Origin of the sequence: Streptomyces mutabilis (genome assembly GCF_046628145.1) — a bacterium.
Taxonomy (GTDB): Bacteria; Actinomycetota; Actinomycetes; order Streptomycetales; family Streptomycetaceae; genus Streptomyces; species Streptomyces mutabilis.
In genome coordinates this window covers 3,631,022-3,644,475 of record NZ_CP176874.1, presented here as the reverse complement: position 1 = coordinate 3,644,475, position 13,454 = coordinate 3,631,022, and the positions used below count along the sequence as shown (strand labels likewise).

The window sequence follows — 13,454 nt, the reverse complement described above, 5'->3', positions numbered from 1 at the left end:
CTCGCGGTCACAGGGCGGGGCCCGCGACCAGGAGGGCCAGCACCACCGCTCCGACCGAGCTGACGGACGGGCTCTTGGCCTTGATGCCCACGGTGAGCAGGACCAGACCGACGATGCCGGTGGCGCCGTACTTCCACTGGACGACCTGCTCGAAGGTGATGACGAAGATCGAGGAGACGAAAGCGAGGACGGGCACGGTCTTTCCCCCTTCGGAGGTTCGGGAAGATGAACTTCCGCCAACTGGCAAAAGTTGGCAACCAACTCCACCTAGGTTGTCCCCACTTGGCAGCTACCTATAAACAAGTTTCAAACAACTCCCTATAGGTAGGTCGAAGTTGTAGCGTTTGGTCGTGACTCAGGAGAACGTGTCCGTGAACGGCAGCAGAAGGCTCTCGTCCCAGGAGATCGCCGACATCCTGCGGGAGCGGATCCGCGTGGGAGACCTGAAGGCGGGCGACCGCCTGCCCACCCAGGCCGAGCTGGCCGACGAGTTCGGGGTGGAGCGCGGCACCGTCCGCCAGGCGCTGCGCGCCCTCCAGGAGGACGGCCTGCTCACCAACGTCAGCAAGGGCAGTCCGCCACGCATCGCCGAGCCCGCCACGCCCCTGGGCGAGCCGCAGCCGACCATGGTGGCACTCGGGCCCCGGCTGTCGGAGGCCTTCTCGGCACCGCACGTACGGGTCGACGTCGTCTGCCACACCTCCGAGACGCTGATGCTCGCCCTCAGCGAGCCGCTCCGCCTCATCCACGAGGGCCGCATCCGCCCCGAGTCCATCGACTTCCGTGTCCTGATGCCGTCGCGCGACATCGAGCTGGCCTTCCCCGTGCTGGTGCAGGAGGAGGACGACGACCCGGTCCACCAGCGCTGGCTCCAGATGCGCAACGCCCAGGCCCGCGTCCTCCAGCACAACCTGCACGCCGTGCGCTCCACCCACCGCATCGACGTGCACATCGCCTTCCGCGCACTGCCCTTCACCCCGCCGACGAAGCTCTACCTGCTCAACGGCGAGGAGGCGCTGCTCGGCTACTACCTGCTGACCCGGCGCGAGGAGGAGTACGAGAGCCGGACGCTGGAGATGTACGACGCCCTGGGATCCCAGTCGTTGCTCTTCTCCTTCCTGAAGCGGGCGGGTCACCGGGACGCGGTGTTCGTGGAGGAATCCCAGAAGTGGTTCGACGCCCTCTGGGAAACCATCACCTCGGACATGACACTCTCCTAGTGACTTCTGATACGACGCGGACCGGGCCGGGGCCGGCCACGGACAACCTCGGACGGCTGGTGAGCGGCGCCCGCTTCGTGCTGTGGGACTTCGACGGGCCGATCTGCCGTCTGTTCGCGGGGCACCGGGCGGAGCGGGTGGCGGCCGATCTGGTCGACTGGCTGGAGCACCGCGGACTGCGCGGGGTGCTGACGGACGAGGAACGGGAGTCCCCGGACCCGCACGCGGTGCTGCGCGGGGTCGACCGCCGGTGCCCCCGCAGCGACCTGGTCGAGGAACTGGAGGAACGCCTCACCCAGGAGGAGCTGCGGGCGACCGCCTCCGCCATGCCGACCGCGTACGCCGATCCGCTGATCCGGACCTGGACGGCCTTGGGCGTGAGGCTGGCCGTCGCCACCAACAACTCCCCCCGCGTGGTGCACACCTATCTCTCCGGGCGGGGCCTGCTGCCGAGCTTCGCCCCGCACATCTACGGCCGCACCGAGGAACTGCGGCTGCTCAAGCCTGATCCGCACACGCTGGTCCAGGCCCTCAACGCGCTGGGGGCCGTACCCTCCGCCTCGCTGTTCATCGGCGACTCCCCGTCCGACTGCGAAGCGGCCCGGCGGGCCGGAGTCCCCTTCCTCGGCTACGGGCGCGACGGGCGGAAGACGAGACTCCTCGCCGATGCCGGCGCCGACACGGTGGTCGGCTCCTTCGAGCCGCTGCTGGAACTGCTGCGCCACCGGACCCGGTAGGCTCCGCCGACACCTGGGGCGCCCGGTCCGCCCGAGAGGCCGGGAGCGCTACTCTCCGGCCATGCACCGTCTGCACCACCGAGCGCGCACAGCGCTCGTGCAACAGCTCGTGGAGTCGCGCAGGCTCCGTGGCAGGGGTGAGGTGGTGCGCGGACACCACAACATCAACTACGTGCGGCGCTCGGGCCTGGTGCTGGCGCTGCTGCTGGGCGCCGTACCCTTCACCCGGTTCAAGTACCGCGTCCCGCTGCCGGCGGTGGAGGTGGTGCCGCGCATCTGGCCGAGGGAGGCGGAGGTGCTCGGCGTCGTCTGCCGGTACCTCCGGGAGGTGCCGCGCTGCCTCGCCGACCTGGGGGAGGGATCGGTCCACCGGTACCGGACCGGCCGGACGCTCGGCGACGGCGGCGTGACGGCGACCGTGGGCGAGGAACTCATGCGCTCCTTCGCGTCGTTCTTCGTCCGCACCGCTCGGGTTCCCGTGGCGGAACTGCCCGCCCGCCCCGACGACTGGCCGCGGGACGGCGACAGCCAGGGGTTCCTGGACTGGCTGGTCCGCTTCACGCAGGAGCGCGTGCACCTCCCGAACCGGGACCGCTTCGGCGCCCTCTTCGACGCCGTCGGTGTCCCCGAGGACGCGATGGCGCGGTTCGCCGTCCTGCACCGCTGCCGGGCCTCCCGCCCGTTCCGGCTCCTGCACACGGACGTGCACCGGGCCAACGTCGTCGTGCGGGGCCGGCGGCTCGCGGTCATCGACTGGGAACTGGCGATATTCGGCGACCCACTGCACGACCTCGCGACCCATCTGGTGCGCATGGGGTACGGCAAGGAGGAGCAGGAGCGCATGACGGAGCTGTGGGCCGGGGCCATGACGGAGGCAGGGCTGACCGAGCTGACCGCGGGCCTGCACGAGGACCTTCCCGTCTTCATCGCCTTCGAACACGCGCAGTCGGTCTTCCCGACGTCATGCGGGCGGCCCTCGACCTGCCCGAGGGCGCGGACACGGGCCGCTTCGACGCCGCCGCCGACCGGATCGAGCGGGCGACACGGCGGGCCCGCGAGCCGCTGCGGCTGGTCGACGTGCCGGGCCGGGACCGGATCGTGGAAGCCCTGCGGGAGTGGCACGGCACGCGGGCCTGAGGCGCGTCGCCCCCTTCCTGTCCGCCGCCGCGGCGGGCACCATTGGCTGGCTCGCTCCAACCGGTGCGCCAATGGGGGAACTTGGTGTCTGAGGGAAGACCGTCGCTGGGCGGCAGAATGGCGGCGCGGTGGAGTCGTGCCGAGGCGACGGTGACCAAAGGGCTGCTCCTGGCCGTCTTCTGCGTCGGCCTGGTGGCCCAGTTCGTCAAACCGGTCGGCGACGCCTTGCAGGGCAAGACCTATATCGGCGGAGCGCTGCTCAGCATCGTCGGCTACGTGCTCTACGCCGAGGTGCTGCGGCTGAACACGGCGCACGACGCCCAGCGGGAGGGGGCGCGGCACCTGCACGAGACCGTCCGGCAGCTGAGCGAGGAGGTCAGGGAGCTGACCGCGCGGCTGCGTCCGCAGTCGGGCGAGGACGTCAGCGCGGACCGGCTGATGGAGGAGTGCGCGCAGGCGCTCCGGCGGGGCGGTGAGATCGAGCTGTGGGGCATGTGCTTCACCGGGGAGACCTTCGTCGAGCCGCTGCGGAGAGTGCTGGAGGACCTGCCGCCCGACCCCTCGAGGTCCGTGTCGGTCCGCATCCTGGTCCCGGACTTCACCCGTCCCATCGAGGTTCCCGGCCTCGTGCGGGAGGCGGACGGCAGGCTGGCGGACGCCCCGGGATTCCGCCGGTACCTGGTCGAGAAGATCGCCGGGTACGAGCGCGGGCTGCGGACGATGCGCGCCAGGATGGCCCGCAAGGCCCAGGGCGCGCTGACCGTCGAGTTCCGCACGGTGCACATGTCGCCCTTCCTCAAGCTGTACGTCGTCGGCGACGAGGTGGTGTTCGAGGGGATCTACGACAAGCTCGACGTCCGGCCGGACGAGTACCGGTCGCCGGGTACCGCGCCGTCGGGTCCGGGCACCGAGGGCGACCAACTGCTCGACCTCATCGGACACGGTTCGCTGCTGACCCGCTGGAGCCGGTACGACGGTGAGCTGGCGCGCGAGGTCGTCGCGCGCAGGCGCGCGTTCTTCGGCACGCTCTGGGACGCGGCGTGCCCCCTGAGCCGTGGGCCGCACGCGGCGGGAGGTGCGTAGGCTCGACCCATGAGTGAGCCCGGTCTGCGTGAGCGCAAGAGACAGCGGACGTTCCAGGTGCTGTCGGACGTCGCGATCGGGCTCTTCGTGGAGAAGGGCTTCGACGCGGTGTCCGTCGCGGAGGTCGCCGCCGCGGCCGAGGTGTCCAAGCCGACGCTCTTCCGGTACTTCCCGGCCAAGGAGGACCTGGTCCTGCACCGCATCGCCGACCACGAGGGCGAGCCGGCACGGGTGGCGGGGGAGGGGCCCACGCCGCTGGCGGCGCTGCGGCGGCACTTCCTGGCGGGGCTGGAGAAGTGCGACCCGGTGACCGGGCTCAACGACGATCCCGAGGTACTGGCCTTCCACACGCTGCTGTACGGGACGCCCGCGCTCGTGGCCCGGTTGCACACGCACCTGGAGCGGTCGGAGGCCGCGCTCGCCGAGGCCCTCGGCGATGACCTGGACGCCAGGCTGGCGGCCGGGCAGATCACCGCCGTGCAGCGGGTGCTCGCGCTGGAGAACTGGCGGCGGATCGCGGCCGGGGAGCGGGTGGCGGATGTACGGGAGGACGCGGTGGCGGGGGCGGAGCGGGCGTTCGGCGTGCTGGCGGCGGGGTTGCCGTGGCTCGCGTGACGGCCGCCAGTTGCGAGAGTCGGTAATAAATTTAACTCAGTAACGAAATGTGGGTACGCTCGCTGGAATGAGCTCACCCGACCCCGCCCTCCGGCACGCCCTCGCCCGCGAACGCGCCCACCACGACCACTGCCGCACCGCCCTCTCCGCCATGGTCGACGGCGCCCGGGAGCACGTCGTCACCGGCGAGGACGTCTCCGCCTCCGGGGCCGACGCCGAAGTGCTCGGGTACCGGCTGCGCAGCCGGGCCAGGGAACTGCGCGAACTGCCCGAGGGGCCCCTGTTCTTCGGACGGCTGGACTTCGCCGGGCCGGAGACGGGGAGTGCCTTCGCGGGGGGCGACCACGCGGGGCAGACGTACCACCTCGGCCGGCTGCGGATCACCGAGGACCCCGCCGCACCGCCCCTCGTCGTCGACTGGCGCGCCCCCGTCTCCCGCGCCTTCTACCAGGCCACCGCCGCCGACCCGCGCGGCGTCGCCGTCCGCCGGCGCTTCGGCTGGGCGCCCGGCAGCCGCGGGGACTCCGCCGACCTCACGGGCATGGAGGACGAGCACCTCGGCCGGGGCGAGTCCCGCGCGAGCGACATCGTCGCCCGGGAGATCGAACGGCCCCGCGTCGGACCCATGCGGGACATCGCCGCCACCATCCAGCCCGAGCAGGACGACCTCGTCCGCGCCGACCTCACCGCCACGGTGTGCGTCCAGGGCGCCCCGGGGACGGGGAAGACCGCCGTCGGTCTCCACCGGGCCGCCTACCTGCTCTACACCCACCCGCAGCGCATCGCCCGCGGCGGCCTGCTGATCCTCGGCCCCAACCCCACCTTCCTCGCCTACATCGCCGAGGTGCTGCCCGCCCTCGGCGAGACCGGCGTACGGCAGTCCACCCTCTCCCGGGAGATCGCCCGGCACCCGGTCACCGCCGTGGACGACGAGCGGGCCGCGGCCGTGAAGCACGACGCCCGGACGGCGGAGGTGCTGCGCCGCGCCCTGTACGCGCGCGTGGCCGCGGACGCCGCCGACTCCCTCTCCGTCCCGGACGGCTCGTCCCGCCGGCGGGTCCCCGCCGACGAGCTGGCCCGGATCGTGGCGGACGTACGGGAGGAGGAACCGCCGTACGCCGTGGGCCGGGAACGGGTGCGCGCCCGGATCGTGCGGTACGTCCAGGACCTGGCCGAGCGGCGGAGCGGGCCGCGGACGGCCGCCTGGACGCGCCGGATCGAACGCGCCCGGCCCGTCACCGCGTACCTCGACGCGGCCTGGCCCCGGGTGCGCCCCGAGGAGGTCGTCGCCGGACTCCTCGGCGACCCGGACGCCCTGGCGCGGGCCGCGGACGGGCTGCTGGACGGCGACGAGCAGCGGGCGGTGCTGTGGCCGGCGACCGGCGCGCGGCGGTCGTGGCGGTCGGCCCGCTGGTCCGCCGCCGACCTGGTCCTCCTCGACGAGGTCGCCGGGCTGCTCGAACACCCCGAGGGCTACGGGCACATCGTCGTCGACGAGGCCCAGGACCTCTCCCCGATGGAGTGCCGGGCCATCGCCCGCCGGGCCGCCTTCGGCTCGCTCACCGTCCTCGGCGACCTGGCCCAGGGCACCACGCCGTGGGCCGCGCGGTCGTGGCGGACGAGCCTCGCCCACCTGGGCCGCCCGGACGCGCCCGTCGTACCGCTGACCACCGGCTTCCGGGTGCCGCAGGCGGTCGTCGGCCTCGCCAACCGGCTGCTGGCGCGGCTCGGCGTGGACGTGCCGGAGGCCCGCTCGCTGCGCACGGACGGGGAACTGACGGTCCGTCCCGCCGCCCCCGGCGGCGTCGTGGACGCGGTCGTCGACGCCGTGCGGGCCGCCCTCGCGCGGGACGGCTCCGTCGGTGTCGTCGCCGCCGACGCGGACGTACCCGGGCTGCGGGCCGCCCTCGACGCGGCCGGAATCCCGGCCGGGGGACCCGAGGAGCTGGGCGCCCGCGTGACCGTGGCGCCGGCGAGCGTCGTCAAGGGGCTGGAGTACGACCACGTCGTCGCCGTCGAACCCGCGGCGATCGCGGAGGCCGAGGGGGCCGGCGGGCGGGGGCTGCACCGGCTGTACGTGGTGCTCACCCGCGCGGTGTCCCGGCTGGACGTGGTGCACGGGCGGCCCCTGCCCTTCTGACACCCGCCGCCCGGGTCAGCGCCCGGTGAGCACGTCGGCGACCCGCGTGTACCCGTCCGCGCCGTGCCCGCGCGCGATGACCCGCCGGGCCTGCCCCTCGACGACCCGCATCAGGCTCGCGTCGATGCCGTGCGCCTCGGAGGCGTGGACGACGTGGGCCATCGTCGAGGCGGCCGAGGTGATCGGGTTCAGCTCGCCCGAGTAGGTGCCCGCGTCGGTGTCGGCGGCGAACTCGGTGAACAGCGGCGGCAGGATCGCGGCGATGCCGTGCGCGAACGGCGCGAGTTCCGCGCCGGTGACGCCCTCCGCGCGGGCCACGGTGAGGGCGTGGACGTACCCCGCCATCGCCGTCCAGAAGATGTCGAGCAGCGCGATGTCGTAGGCCGCGGCCCGCCCGGTGTCCTCGCCGAGGTGGGTGTGCGTGCCGCCGAGCGCCGCCAGCACCGGCCGGTGCTCCCGGTACAGCTCCTCGGGGCCGCTGTGCAGGAACACGGCGTCGTCCGTGCCGATGGTCGGGGTCGGGGTCATGATCGCGCCGTCCAGGTAGCGGATGCCGTGGCGGTCGGCCCACTCGGCCGTGTCCCGGGCCCGTGCGGGGGTGTCGGCGCTCAAATTCACGACCGTGCGGCCCTTGAGGGCGGCGGTGACGGCGTCCCGGCGCAGTACGGCGTCCGAGGCGTCGTAGTTCACCACGCAGACGACGGTCAGCGGGGCGGCGGCGACCGCCTCCTCGGCGGAGGACGCCGGGACCGCGCCCCGCGCGACCAGGTCGGTGTCCCGGCCGGGCGTGCGGTTCCAGACGGTGGTGCGCAGCCCGGCGTCCAGGAAGGCGGCGGCCAGCGCCCGGCCCATCGGGCCCAGCCCGAGGACGGTGACGTCGGCGGGCTGGTCGGTGTGTGCGGACATGCTTCAACTCCCGTAACGTGAATGATGTTTGCTGATGAATGGGGGACGACATGGCACACCGGCGCCACGATCCGAACGTCTGCGGAGTGACCGCCGCGATCGCCGTGATCGAGGGCAAGTGGAAGACCACGCTGCTGTGGCTGCTGGAGTCCGGCCCGCACCGGCCGGCCGAACTGCGCCGGAAGGTGCCGGGCCTCACCGAGAAGGTGCTGACCCAGGCGCTGCGCGAGATGGAGGCGGACGGACTCGTGGACCGGCGGGTGTACGACGTGCTGCCGCTGCGGACCGAGTACTCCCTGACTCCGTTCGGCCGCGACCTCGCCGAGGCCCTCTCCCCCCTCTCCGACTGGGGCCACCGCCGCCTGGACCGGCTGGCCGGACCGGAGGCCGCCACCCGCACGGCCTCCTGACGTCCGCCTGCCCCCTCAGTCTCGGACGGGCGCGGCGCCTTGCCCAGTACGCACAAAAAAGTGGGTACGGAGACCGGGCCCGTCGGTCAGTTCCGCCGCACCCCTCCCGGCCGCCGCCGGGAGGGGTGCTCACGCGTTCGGCCGGGCGGCCGTCGTGGGCGTTTCGGCCGGGGACCCGGGACCGGCGTCGGATCCGCCGTGCGGTGACCGGCCGGCCGACTCCCGCGGTCGCGGCGCGCCGCCGGGCGCCGGGCGATGCGGCAGGCGAGGCAGTCGAAGCGGCCACGGTCCGCGGGGTACGTGCAGGGGGATCACGCTCCCGTGGTGGAGCCGGGGCGGACGATCATCAGGACGACGACGATCGCCCAGATGAGGTTGAAGACGCCGGTGAGCATGGTCAGCCGTGTCGCCGCGGGACGTGGATCGTCCTGGGCGGGTGAGCCCTGGGCCGACTCGAGCAGGCGCCGCTGGCCGGGCAGGACGGCCGTGGCGAGGAGGGTCGCGGCGGCCACGGTCAGCACGAGCGACGCGATCAGCCAGGCGTCGGTGAGGACGCCGAGCGCGGCAGCGGTGGCGAGCCCGAAGGCCGGCACGGCGATACCGGCGAGGGCGTAGCCGCGGCAGATCCGGTGCAGGAGGGCGGCGATCGAGGCGGCTCGGGCGTCCGGATCCCGGCCGCCGGCCGCCCGCAGCGCGTAGCGGGGGAACATCGAAGCGGCCACGGTGACCGACCCGACCGTCAGGATCGCCACGAGGACGTGTATGGACAGCAGCACCTTGGCCACTTGGGGCGCCTCCGATTCGGACCAGGAATCTATATGTTGGCTGCCAATACATACACTGCCTACGGCTCCTTTGGGTAGGCTGCCTACTCATGAGGGCAGACGCGGTGCGAGGGCACCTGGACGGACTGTTGCTGGCCGTGCTCGAACCGGGCCCGCTGCACGGCTACGCGATCATCGCGGCGGTCCAGCAGCGCAGCGGGGGCGCACTGGAACTGCGCACGGGCACGATCTACCCGGCCCTGAACCGGCTGGAGCGGCTCGGCCTGCTGAGCAGCAGCTGGCAGTCCTCCGGCGAACGGCGACGGCGGTGCTACGAACTCACCGACGCGGGTCGGCAGACCCTGGCCGGCGAGCGGACCGCGTGGAACGAGTTCACCGCGGCGATCGGCTCGGTCCTGAACCCGCCCGCACCGCCCGGGCTTCCCGCGTGAGCGCCGTGAGCCGGCGGGCCGACCCCGTCGAGGACTACGTCGCCGCCCTGACGGCGGCCCTGCACGGTCCGGCCCGGGCCAAGGCCCGGATGATCGAGGAGATACGCGACGGCCTCGCGGACACGGTGGCGGCGTACACCGGCGGCGGCGTGCCCTACCGGCGCGCCGCTCACCAGGCGGTGCGGGAGTTCGGGACCCCCGAGGAGCTCGTGGAAAGCTGCCAACGGGAACTGACCATCGCCCAGGCCCGGCACACCGCCCGGGCCGTCGCCCTCACCGCCCCCCTCCTGATCACCTGCTGGTACCTGGCCCGGACCGCCCACCGCGGCGACGCCTGGCAACTGCCGCACACGGCCCAGCTGTTGGCCGTCCACCTGGTCGGCATCGCGACCGTCGCCGCGCTGCTCGCCGCCGCGACGCTGGCCGCCACCGGCTCCCTGGCCCGCCGGCTGCCCACGCCCCGCCGGCTCCCCCTGGCGGTCGCCTGGGCCGGTACCACCGCGAGCGTGGCCATGGCGGTCGCGACGCTCGCCCTCGCCACCGCCTCCGTCCTGGCCGTGAACTGGCCGCTGCTCGCGTTCGCCGGCGTGCTCGCGGCCTCGTCCCACGCCGCGGTGGCGGCCTCGGCCCGCGCCTGCCGCCGGTGCGCGCGCATACCGGCGGCGCGTCCCGCCCTTTCCGGGCTGCGCGCCTGACGCGCCCGGGGGTGAACCGGAAGGGGCGGACGCGCCGCGTGGAGCTGTCCGGTCTCGCCGAGGATGAGGCAGGTTGATGCTCTGACCTGGGGTGCCTCAAATCGAGTGAGACGCTTCTGGAGATTCCGTCTCGGTCAGGATGAGGTGTCCGGCCTTGAATCAGGGGGCGTGTTGGCCGACTCGGCCGGCGGGTGGTGCGCTTCGTGGGCGTCGATGAGTTCGTCCAGGTGTGCCTCTGCCCAGGTGCGTGCCGCGTCGAGCAGGTCAAGGAGACTCCGGCCGAGCGAAGTGAGTTCGTATTCGACGTGGCGGGCGGGTCGGGCGTGGACCGTTCGGACGATGAAGCCGTCACGTTCCAGCGCCCGAAGAGACTGTGTGAGCACCTTGGACGTGATGTTCCGCAGTGGGACCCGTAGTTCGGAGAACCGGCGAGGGCCGGCCTCGAGGCACTGGATGATCATCCCGGCCCATTTGTCCCCCACTCGGAACGGCACCAGGTCAGAGGGGCAGAGAGGGTCGAACATCTCTGGGTCCAGGGGCTCGGTCACAGCGCCACCGTAGTGCGGTATCCAGGAGGTAACCATGAGTGTGGCTACCTTGCTCGGGCATGTCAGCGGACAGATCTTTTCGAGACGCGAGCGAGGTAATCCATGGGCAAGGTCCTTGTTTTCGGGGCAGGCGGGCGAGTCGGACGGGCGGCTGTCGGTGAGGCTTGCCGCCGGGGACACCACGTCACCGCAGTCGTCCGGAACGCCTCCAGGTACCCGGACATGGAAGGTGCGGGAGTCCGTCTGGTGAGCGGTGATGTCACTGACGCAGACGCTGTCGCCGATCTCGCGGCCGGGCACGATGCCGCGATCATGGCCGCCTACGATGCCGGCGCCCAGCCGGACGTCTTCTTCACGGCCGCGGCTCGCGCTCTCCTTGATGGGCTGGCGCGTGCGGGGGTCGGCCGGTTGGTCGCTGTCGGCTTGGCGGCAACACTGGAGACCGGCGCGGGGACGGCTCTGATGGACACTCCTGGCTTTCCGCAGGAGTACAGGCCCTTCTGCCTTGGTCATGCGGCCGGGACGGCTGTGCTGCGTGCCTCGGTGACTTCTCTGGACTGGCTGATCATCAGCCCGGCTGGTGACTTCGATCATGCCGGGGCGGGATCTGGCCGCTACTCCACTTCAGACGTCAACATGGCCAGTCGCATTTCCCACGGCGACTTCGCGATGGCCCTGCTCGACGAGATCGATGCGCCTCGTCACCACCGCACGCATGTCGGTGTCGAAGGGGCCTGATCCAGCGGATGCTCCCGACAAGCGAGGACGCGTCGGCAAGGGCGTTCTGCTCGGCTGCGGCCTGGACGCCGTGCGCGATGACGCTGACGTCCTGGTCCGGGTTGCCGGTCCTGCGGGCGACGCAGCGGCGGCAGGCCCACCGGATGGTCGCGGCGAAAAGGCCTGCACGGAGACGGGACAGGACGCGCCGCGTGAAGCGCCCGGCGGGCGGCTCCGGCGGTCGGGGCGCACTATTGCAAGCGCGTGCTTGCAATAGTTAGCGGGCTGGTGCATGGTGGAGGCATGGCCTCGCTCAACGTCGGCAATCTCGGCAATCTCGGTGAGTACCTGCGCGAGCAGCGGCGCAACGCGCAGCTGTCGCTGCGGCAGCTCGCCGACGCCGCGGGCGTGTCCAACCCGTACCTGAGTCAGATCGAGCGCGGGCTGCGCAAGCCGAGCGCGGAGGTGCTCCAGCAGGTCGCCAAGGCACTGCGGATCTCCGCCGAGACGCTCTACGTGCGGGCCGGGATCCTGGACGCGGAGCGTGACCGGGACGACGTGGAGACGCGTGCGGTGCTCCTCGCCGACCCCTCGCTCAACGAGCGGCAGAAGCAGGTGCTGCTCCAGATCTACGAGTCCTTCCGCAAGGAGAACGGGTTCGGGGCAGACGCAGACGCAGACGCAGTCGCCGCCGATGACGGCGAGGCGCGGGCCCAGGACGCGACGGCGGGCGACGCCGCCGGAGGCGCGGACTCCATACCGGGCCCCGAACCCCGTACGACCGGCGGCAGCGACGCCGGCCCGCGGCGGACGGCCGGATAGCGGCAGCGAGCAGCCGGCCGGGCGCGGGACCACCACAAAACCCTCAGCCGAACGCAATTCCGGAGGACCAGACACCATGGCCATCACCGACGACCTGCGCAAGACCTTCAGCGACCCCACCCCGCTCTACTTCGCCGCGGGCACCGCCGACCTGGCCTTCCAGCAGGCCAAGAAGGTGCCGGTGCTGGTGGACCAGCTGCGCGCCGAGGCCCCGGCGCGGATCGAGGCCGTGCGCAACACCGACCCGAAGGCCGTCCAGGAGAAGGCGACGGCCCGCGTCAAGGAGACCCAGGGCACCCTCCAGGCCAAGGCCAACGAGCTCTTCGGCTCCCTCGACGCCGACTTCAAGAAGCTCGGCGAGACCGCCCAGGACCTCGCACTGCGCTCGGTCGGCGTCGCCGCCGAGTACGCCGTCAAGGCCCGGGAGACCTACGAGAAGGTCGCCGAGCGCGGCGAGCAGGCCGTGCGCACCTGGCGCGGCCAGGCCGCCGAGGGCATCGAGGACGTCGCCGAGGAGGTGGAGGAGCTCGCCGTGGCCGTCGAGCCGGCCAAGCCCGCCACGGCCGAGCCGGTCGAGGTCACCGAGGACAAGTCCGCCGCGGCGAAGAAGACCCCGGCTCCGCGCAAGGCCCCGGCCAAGAAGAGCCCCGCCGCCAAGAAGGCGACGCCGCCCGCCAAGTAGGCGGCACCCGCCCGCCGACCGGGCGGCGTCCGCCCTCCGGGCAGGTGGCACCGGAGCGCCGGTCCGGCGCTCCGGAGCCGGGCCGCGGACACCGGGCCGGGCACCTCTGGGGTGTCCGGCCCGTTCTGCGGGTACGGTGACCGCGTAAGAACGATCCGACTCGGGTGGTGGACGTTGTGCTGATGCAGGGGTTCGCAGGCTTCATGTGGCTGCTGAGCATCGCCCTGATCCTTTTCAGCGGCTTCGCGTTGATCGACGCCGCCACGCGCCGTGAGGACGCCTACCGCGCGGCCGACAAGAAGACCAAGCCGTTCTGGCTGATCATCCTCGGGCTCGCCTTCGTGGTGAACCTGATCTTCAACATCCTGTCGTTCCTGCCGATCATCGGGCTCATCGCGACGATCGTGTACATGGTCGACGTACGGCCCGCGCTGCGCGGCCTGCCGGGCGGCGGACGCAGCAGCCGCCGCGGCTCCAGCAGCGACGGCCCCTACGGTCCCTACAACGGCGGCCGCTGATCCCCGGG

The 13,454-nt window shown here is 72.5% G+C and carries 17 protein-coding genes; 13 read left to right on the top strand and 4 right to left on the bottom strand.

Annotated elements, in window-relative coordinates; all coding sequences use genetic code 11:
• Positions 1–7: 7 nt before the first annotated feature.
• Complete coding sequence (locus ACLIN4_RS16250; protein ID WP_107476111.1) at positions 8–196, bottom strand: hypothetical protein; 189 nt, start codon at positions 194–196, stop codon at positions 8–10.
• Positions 197–344: 148 nt separating this feature from the next.
• Here ACLIN4_RS16250 and ACLIN4_RS16245 point away from each other — a divergent pair, with 148 nt between their 5' ends.
• From ACLIN4_RS16245 to ACLIN4_RS16220, 6 genes are all read left to right on the top strand, one after another.
• The gene (locus ACLIN4_RS16245; protein ID WP_107476110.1) at positions 345–1,220 is read left to right on the top strand and encodes a winged helix-turn-helix domain-containing protein; all 876 of its coding nucleotides are present in this window, start codon (positions 345–347) and stop codon (positions 1,218–1,220) included.
• The gene (locus ACLIN4_RS16240) at positions 1,220–1,957 is read left to right on the top strand and encodes an HAD family hydrolase (protein ID WP_257101386.1); all 738 of its coding nucleotides are present in this window, start codon (positions 1,220–1,222) and stop codon (positions 1,955–1,957) included. Before ACLIN4_RS16245 ends, ACLIN4_RS16240 begins: the two co-directional genes overlap by 1 nt.
• Positions 1,958–2,018: 61 nt before the next feature.
• Positions 2,019–3,248, top strand: coding sequence for a phosphotransferase family protein (locus ACLIN4_RS16235; RefSeq protein WP_411575940.1), 1,230 nt, complete (start codon positions 2,019–2,021; stop codon positions 3,246–3,248).
• Complete coding sequence (locus ACLIN4_RS16230; protein WP_411575939.1) at positions 3,245–4,177, top strand: ATP/GTP-binding protein; 933 nt, start codon at positions 3,245–3,247, stop codon at positions 4,175–4,177. Before ACLIN4_RS16235 ends, ACLIN4_RS16230 begins: the two co-directional genes overlap by 4 nt.
• Positions 4,178–4,186: 9 nt before the next feature.
• The gene (locus ACLIN4_RS16225; RefSeq protein ID WP_107476108.1) at positions 4,187–4,792 is read left to right on the top strand and encodes a TetR family transcriptional regulator; all 606 of its coding nucleotides are present in this window, start codon (positions 4,187–4,189) and stop codon (positions 4,790–4,792) included.
• 67 nt (positions 4,793–4,859) lie between these two features.
• Positions 4,860–6,932, top strand: a complete 2,073-nt coding sequence (locus ACLIN4_RS16220) for a HelD family protein (RefSeq protein ID WP_411575938.1) — start codon at positions 4,860–4,862, stop codon at positions 6,930–6,932.
• A gap of 15 nt (positions 6,933–6,947) precedes the next feature.
• Here ACLIN4_RS16220 and ACLIN4_RS16215 read toward each other — a convergent pair whose 3' ends face one another.
• Complete coding sequence (locus tag ACLIN4_RS16215; RefSeq protein WP_307652588.1) at positions 6,948–7,838, bottom strand: NAD(P)-dependent oxidoreductase; 891 nt, start codon at positions 7,836–7,838, stop codon at positions 6,948–6,950.
• A 50-nt stretch (positions 7,839–7,888) separates the two neighbouring features.
• Between ACLIN4_RS16215 and ACLIN4_RS16210 the strand changes: the two genes are divergently transcribed.
• The gene (locus ACLIN4_RS16210) at positions 7,889–8,248 is read left to right on the top strand and encodes a winged helix-turn-helix transcriptional regulator (protein WP_100048659.1); all 360 of its coding nucleotides are present in this window, start codon (positions 7,889–7,891) and stop codon (positions 8,246–8,248) included.
• A gap of 311 nt (positions 8,249–8,559) precedes the next feature.
• Here the strand turns inward: ACLIN4_RS16210 and ACLIN4_RS16205 are convergent, their stop codons facing one another.
• Positions 8,560–9,033, bottom strand: a complete 474-nt coding sequence (locus tag ACLIN4_RS16205; protein ID WP_269956561.1) for a DUF2269 family protein — start codon at positions 9,031–9,033, stop codon at positions 8,560–8,562.
• An 89-nt stretch (positions 9,034–9,122) separates the two neighbouring features.
• Between ACLIN4_RS16205 and ACLIN4_RS16200 the strand changes: the two genes are divergently transcribed.
• Positions 9,123–9,464, top strand: a complete 342-nt coding sequence (locus ACLIN4_RS16200) for a PadR family transcriptional regulator (RefSeq protein WP_107476106.1) — start codon at positions 9,123–9,125, stop codon at positions 9,462–9,464.
• Positions 9,461–10,159: a permease prefix domain 1-containing protein gene (locus tag ACLIN4_RS16195; protein WP_411575937.1), complete on the top strand. Its 699-nt coding sequence runs from the start codon at positions 9,461–9,463 to the stop codon at positions 10,157–10,159. Before ACLIN4_RS16200 ends, ACLIN4_RS16195 begins: the two co-directional genes overlap by 4 nt.
• Positions 10,160–10,293: 134 nt before the next feature.
• Here the strand turns inward: ACLIN4_RS16195 and ACLIN4_RS16190 are convergent, their stop codons facing one another.
• Positions 10,294–10,707, bottom strand: coding sequence for a winged helix-turn-helix transcriptional regulator (locus ACLIN4_RS16190; RefSeq protein WP_179342234.1), 414 nt, complete (start codon positions 10,705–10,707; stop codon positions 10,294–10,296).
• A gap of 102 nt (positions 10,708–10,809) precedes the next feature.
• On the opposite strand from ACLIN4_RS16190, the gene ACLIN4_RS16185 reads away from it, so the two are divergent.
• The 4 genes from ACLIN4_RS16185 to ACLIN4_RS16170 all read left to right on the top strand — a co-directional run bounded on the left by ACLIN4_RS16185 (position 10,810) and on the right by ACLIN4_RS16170 (position 13,446).
• On the top strand, positions 10,810–11,445 hold the full coding sequence (locus ACLIN4_RS16185; RefSeq protein ID WP_107476104.1) for an NAD(P)-dependent oxidoreductase: 636 nt from the start codon (positions 10,810–10,812) through the stop codon (positions 11,443–11,445).
• Positions 11,446–11,727: 282 nt separating this feature from the next.
• Positions 11,728–12,246 (top strand): helix-turn-helix domain-containing protein, encoded by a 519-nt coding sequence (locus ACLIN4_RS16180; RefSeq protein WP_289908068.1) that lies wholly within the window; start codon positions 11,728–11,730, stop codon positions 12,244–12,246.
• Between the two features lie 76 nt (positions 12,247–12,322).
• Positions 12,323–12,928 carry a hypothetical protein gene (locus ACLIN4_RS16175; protein ID WP_100047565.1) on the top strand — a complete coding sequence of 202 codons (606 nt, stop codon included), beginning with the start codon at positions 12,323–12,325 and terminating at the stop codon, positions 12,926–12,928.
• Between the two features lie 182 nt (positions 12,929–13,110).
• Positions 13,111–13,446: a DUF2516 family protein gene (locus tag ACLIN4_RS16170; RefSeq protein WP_161329821.1), complete on the top strand. Its 336-nt coding sequence runs from the start codon at positions 13,111–13,113 to the stop codon at positions 13,444–13,446.
• Positions 13,447–13,454: the final 8 nt, after the last annotated feature.

What these genes read in the sequence shown, in the direction of transcription:
- ACLIN4_RS16235 (WP_411575940.1), top strand. Translation starts at nt 2,019, where the DNA reads ATGCACCGTCTGCACCACCGAGCGCGCACAGCGCTCGTGCAACAGCTC.
- ACLIN4_RS16225 (WP_107476108.1), top strand. Translation starts at nt 4,187, where the DNA reads ATGAGTGAGCCCGGTCTGCGTGAGCGCAAGAGACAGCGGACGTTCCAG.
- ACLIN4_RS16220 (WP_411575938.1), top strand. Translation starts at nt 4,860, where the DNA reads ATGAGCTCACCCGACCCCGCCCTCCGGCACGCCCTCGCCCGCGAACGC.
- ACLIN4_RS16215 (WP_307652588.1), bottom strand. Translation starts at nt 7,838, where the DNA reads ATGTCCGCACACACCGACCAGCCCGCCGACGTCACCGTCCTCGGGCTG.
- ACLIN4_RS16210 (WP_100048659.1), top strand. Translation starts at nt 7,889, where the DNA reads ATGGCACACCGGCGCCACGATCCGAACGTCTGCGGAGTGACCGCCGCG.
- ACLIN4_RS16200 (WP_107476106.1), top strand. Translation starts at nt 9,123, where the DNA reads ATGAGGGCAGACGCGGTGCGAGGGCACCTGGACGGACTGTTGCTGGCC.
- ACLIN4_RS16185 (WP_107476104.1), top strand. Translation starts at nt 10,810, where the DNA reads ATGGGCAAGGTCCTTGTTTTCGGGGCAGGCGGGCGAGTCGGACGGGCG.
- ACLIN4_RS16180 (WP_289908068.1), top strand. Translation starts at nt 11,728, where the DNA reads ATGGCCTCGCTCAACGTCGGCAATCTCGGCAATCTCGGTGAGTACCTG.
- ACLIN4_RS16175 (WP_100047565.1), top strand. Translation starts at nt 12,323, where the DNA reads ATGGCCATCACCGACGACCTGCGCAAGACCTTCAGCGACCCCACCCCG.
- ACLIN4_RS16170 (WP_161329821.1), top strand. Translation starts at nt 13,111, where the DNA reads ATGCAGGGGTTCGCAGGCTTCATGTGGCTGCTGAGCATCGCCCTGATC.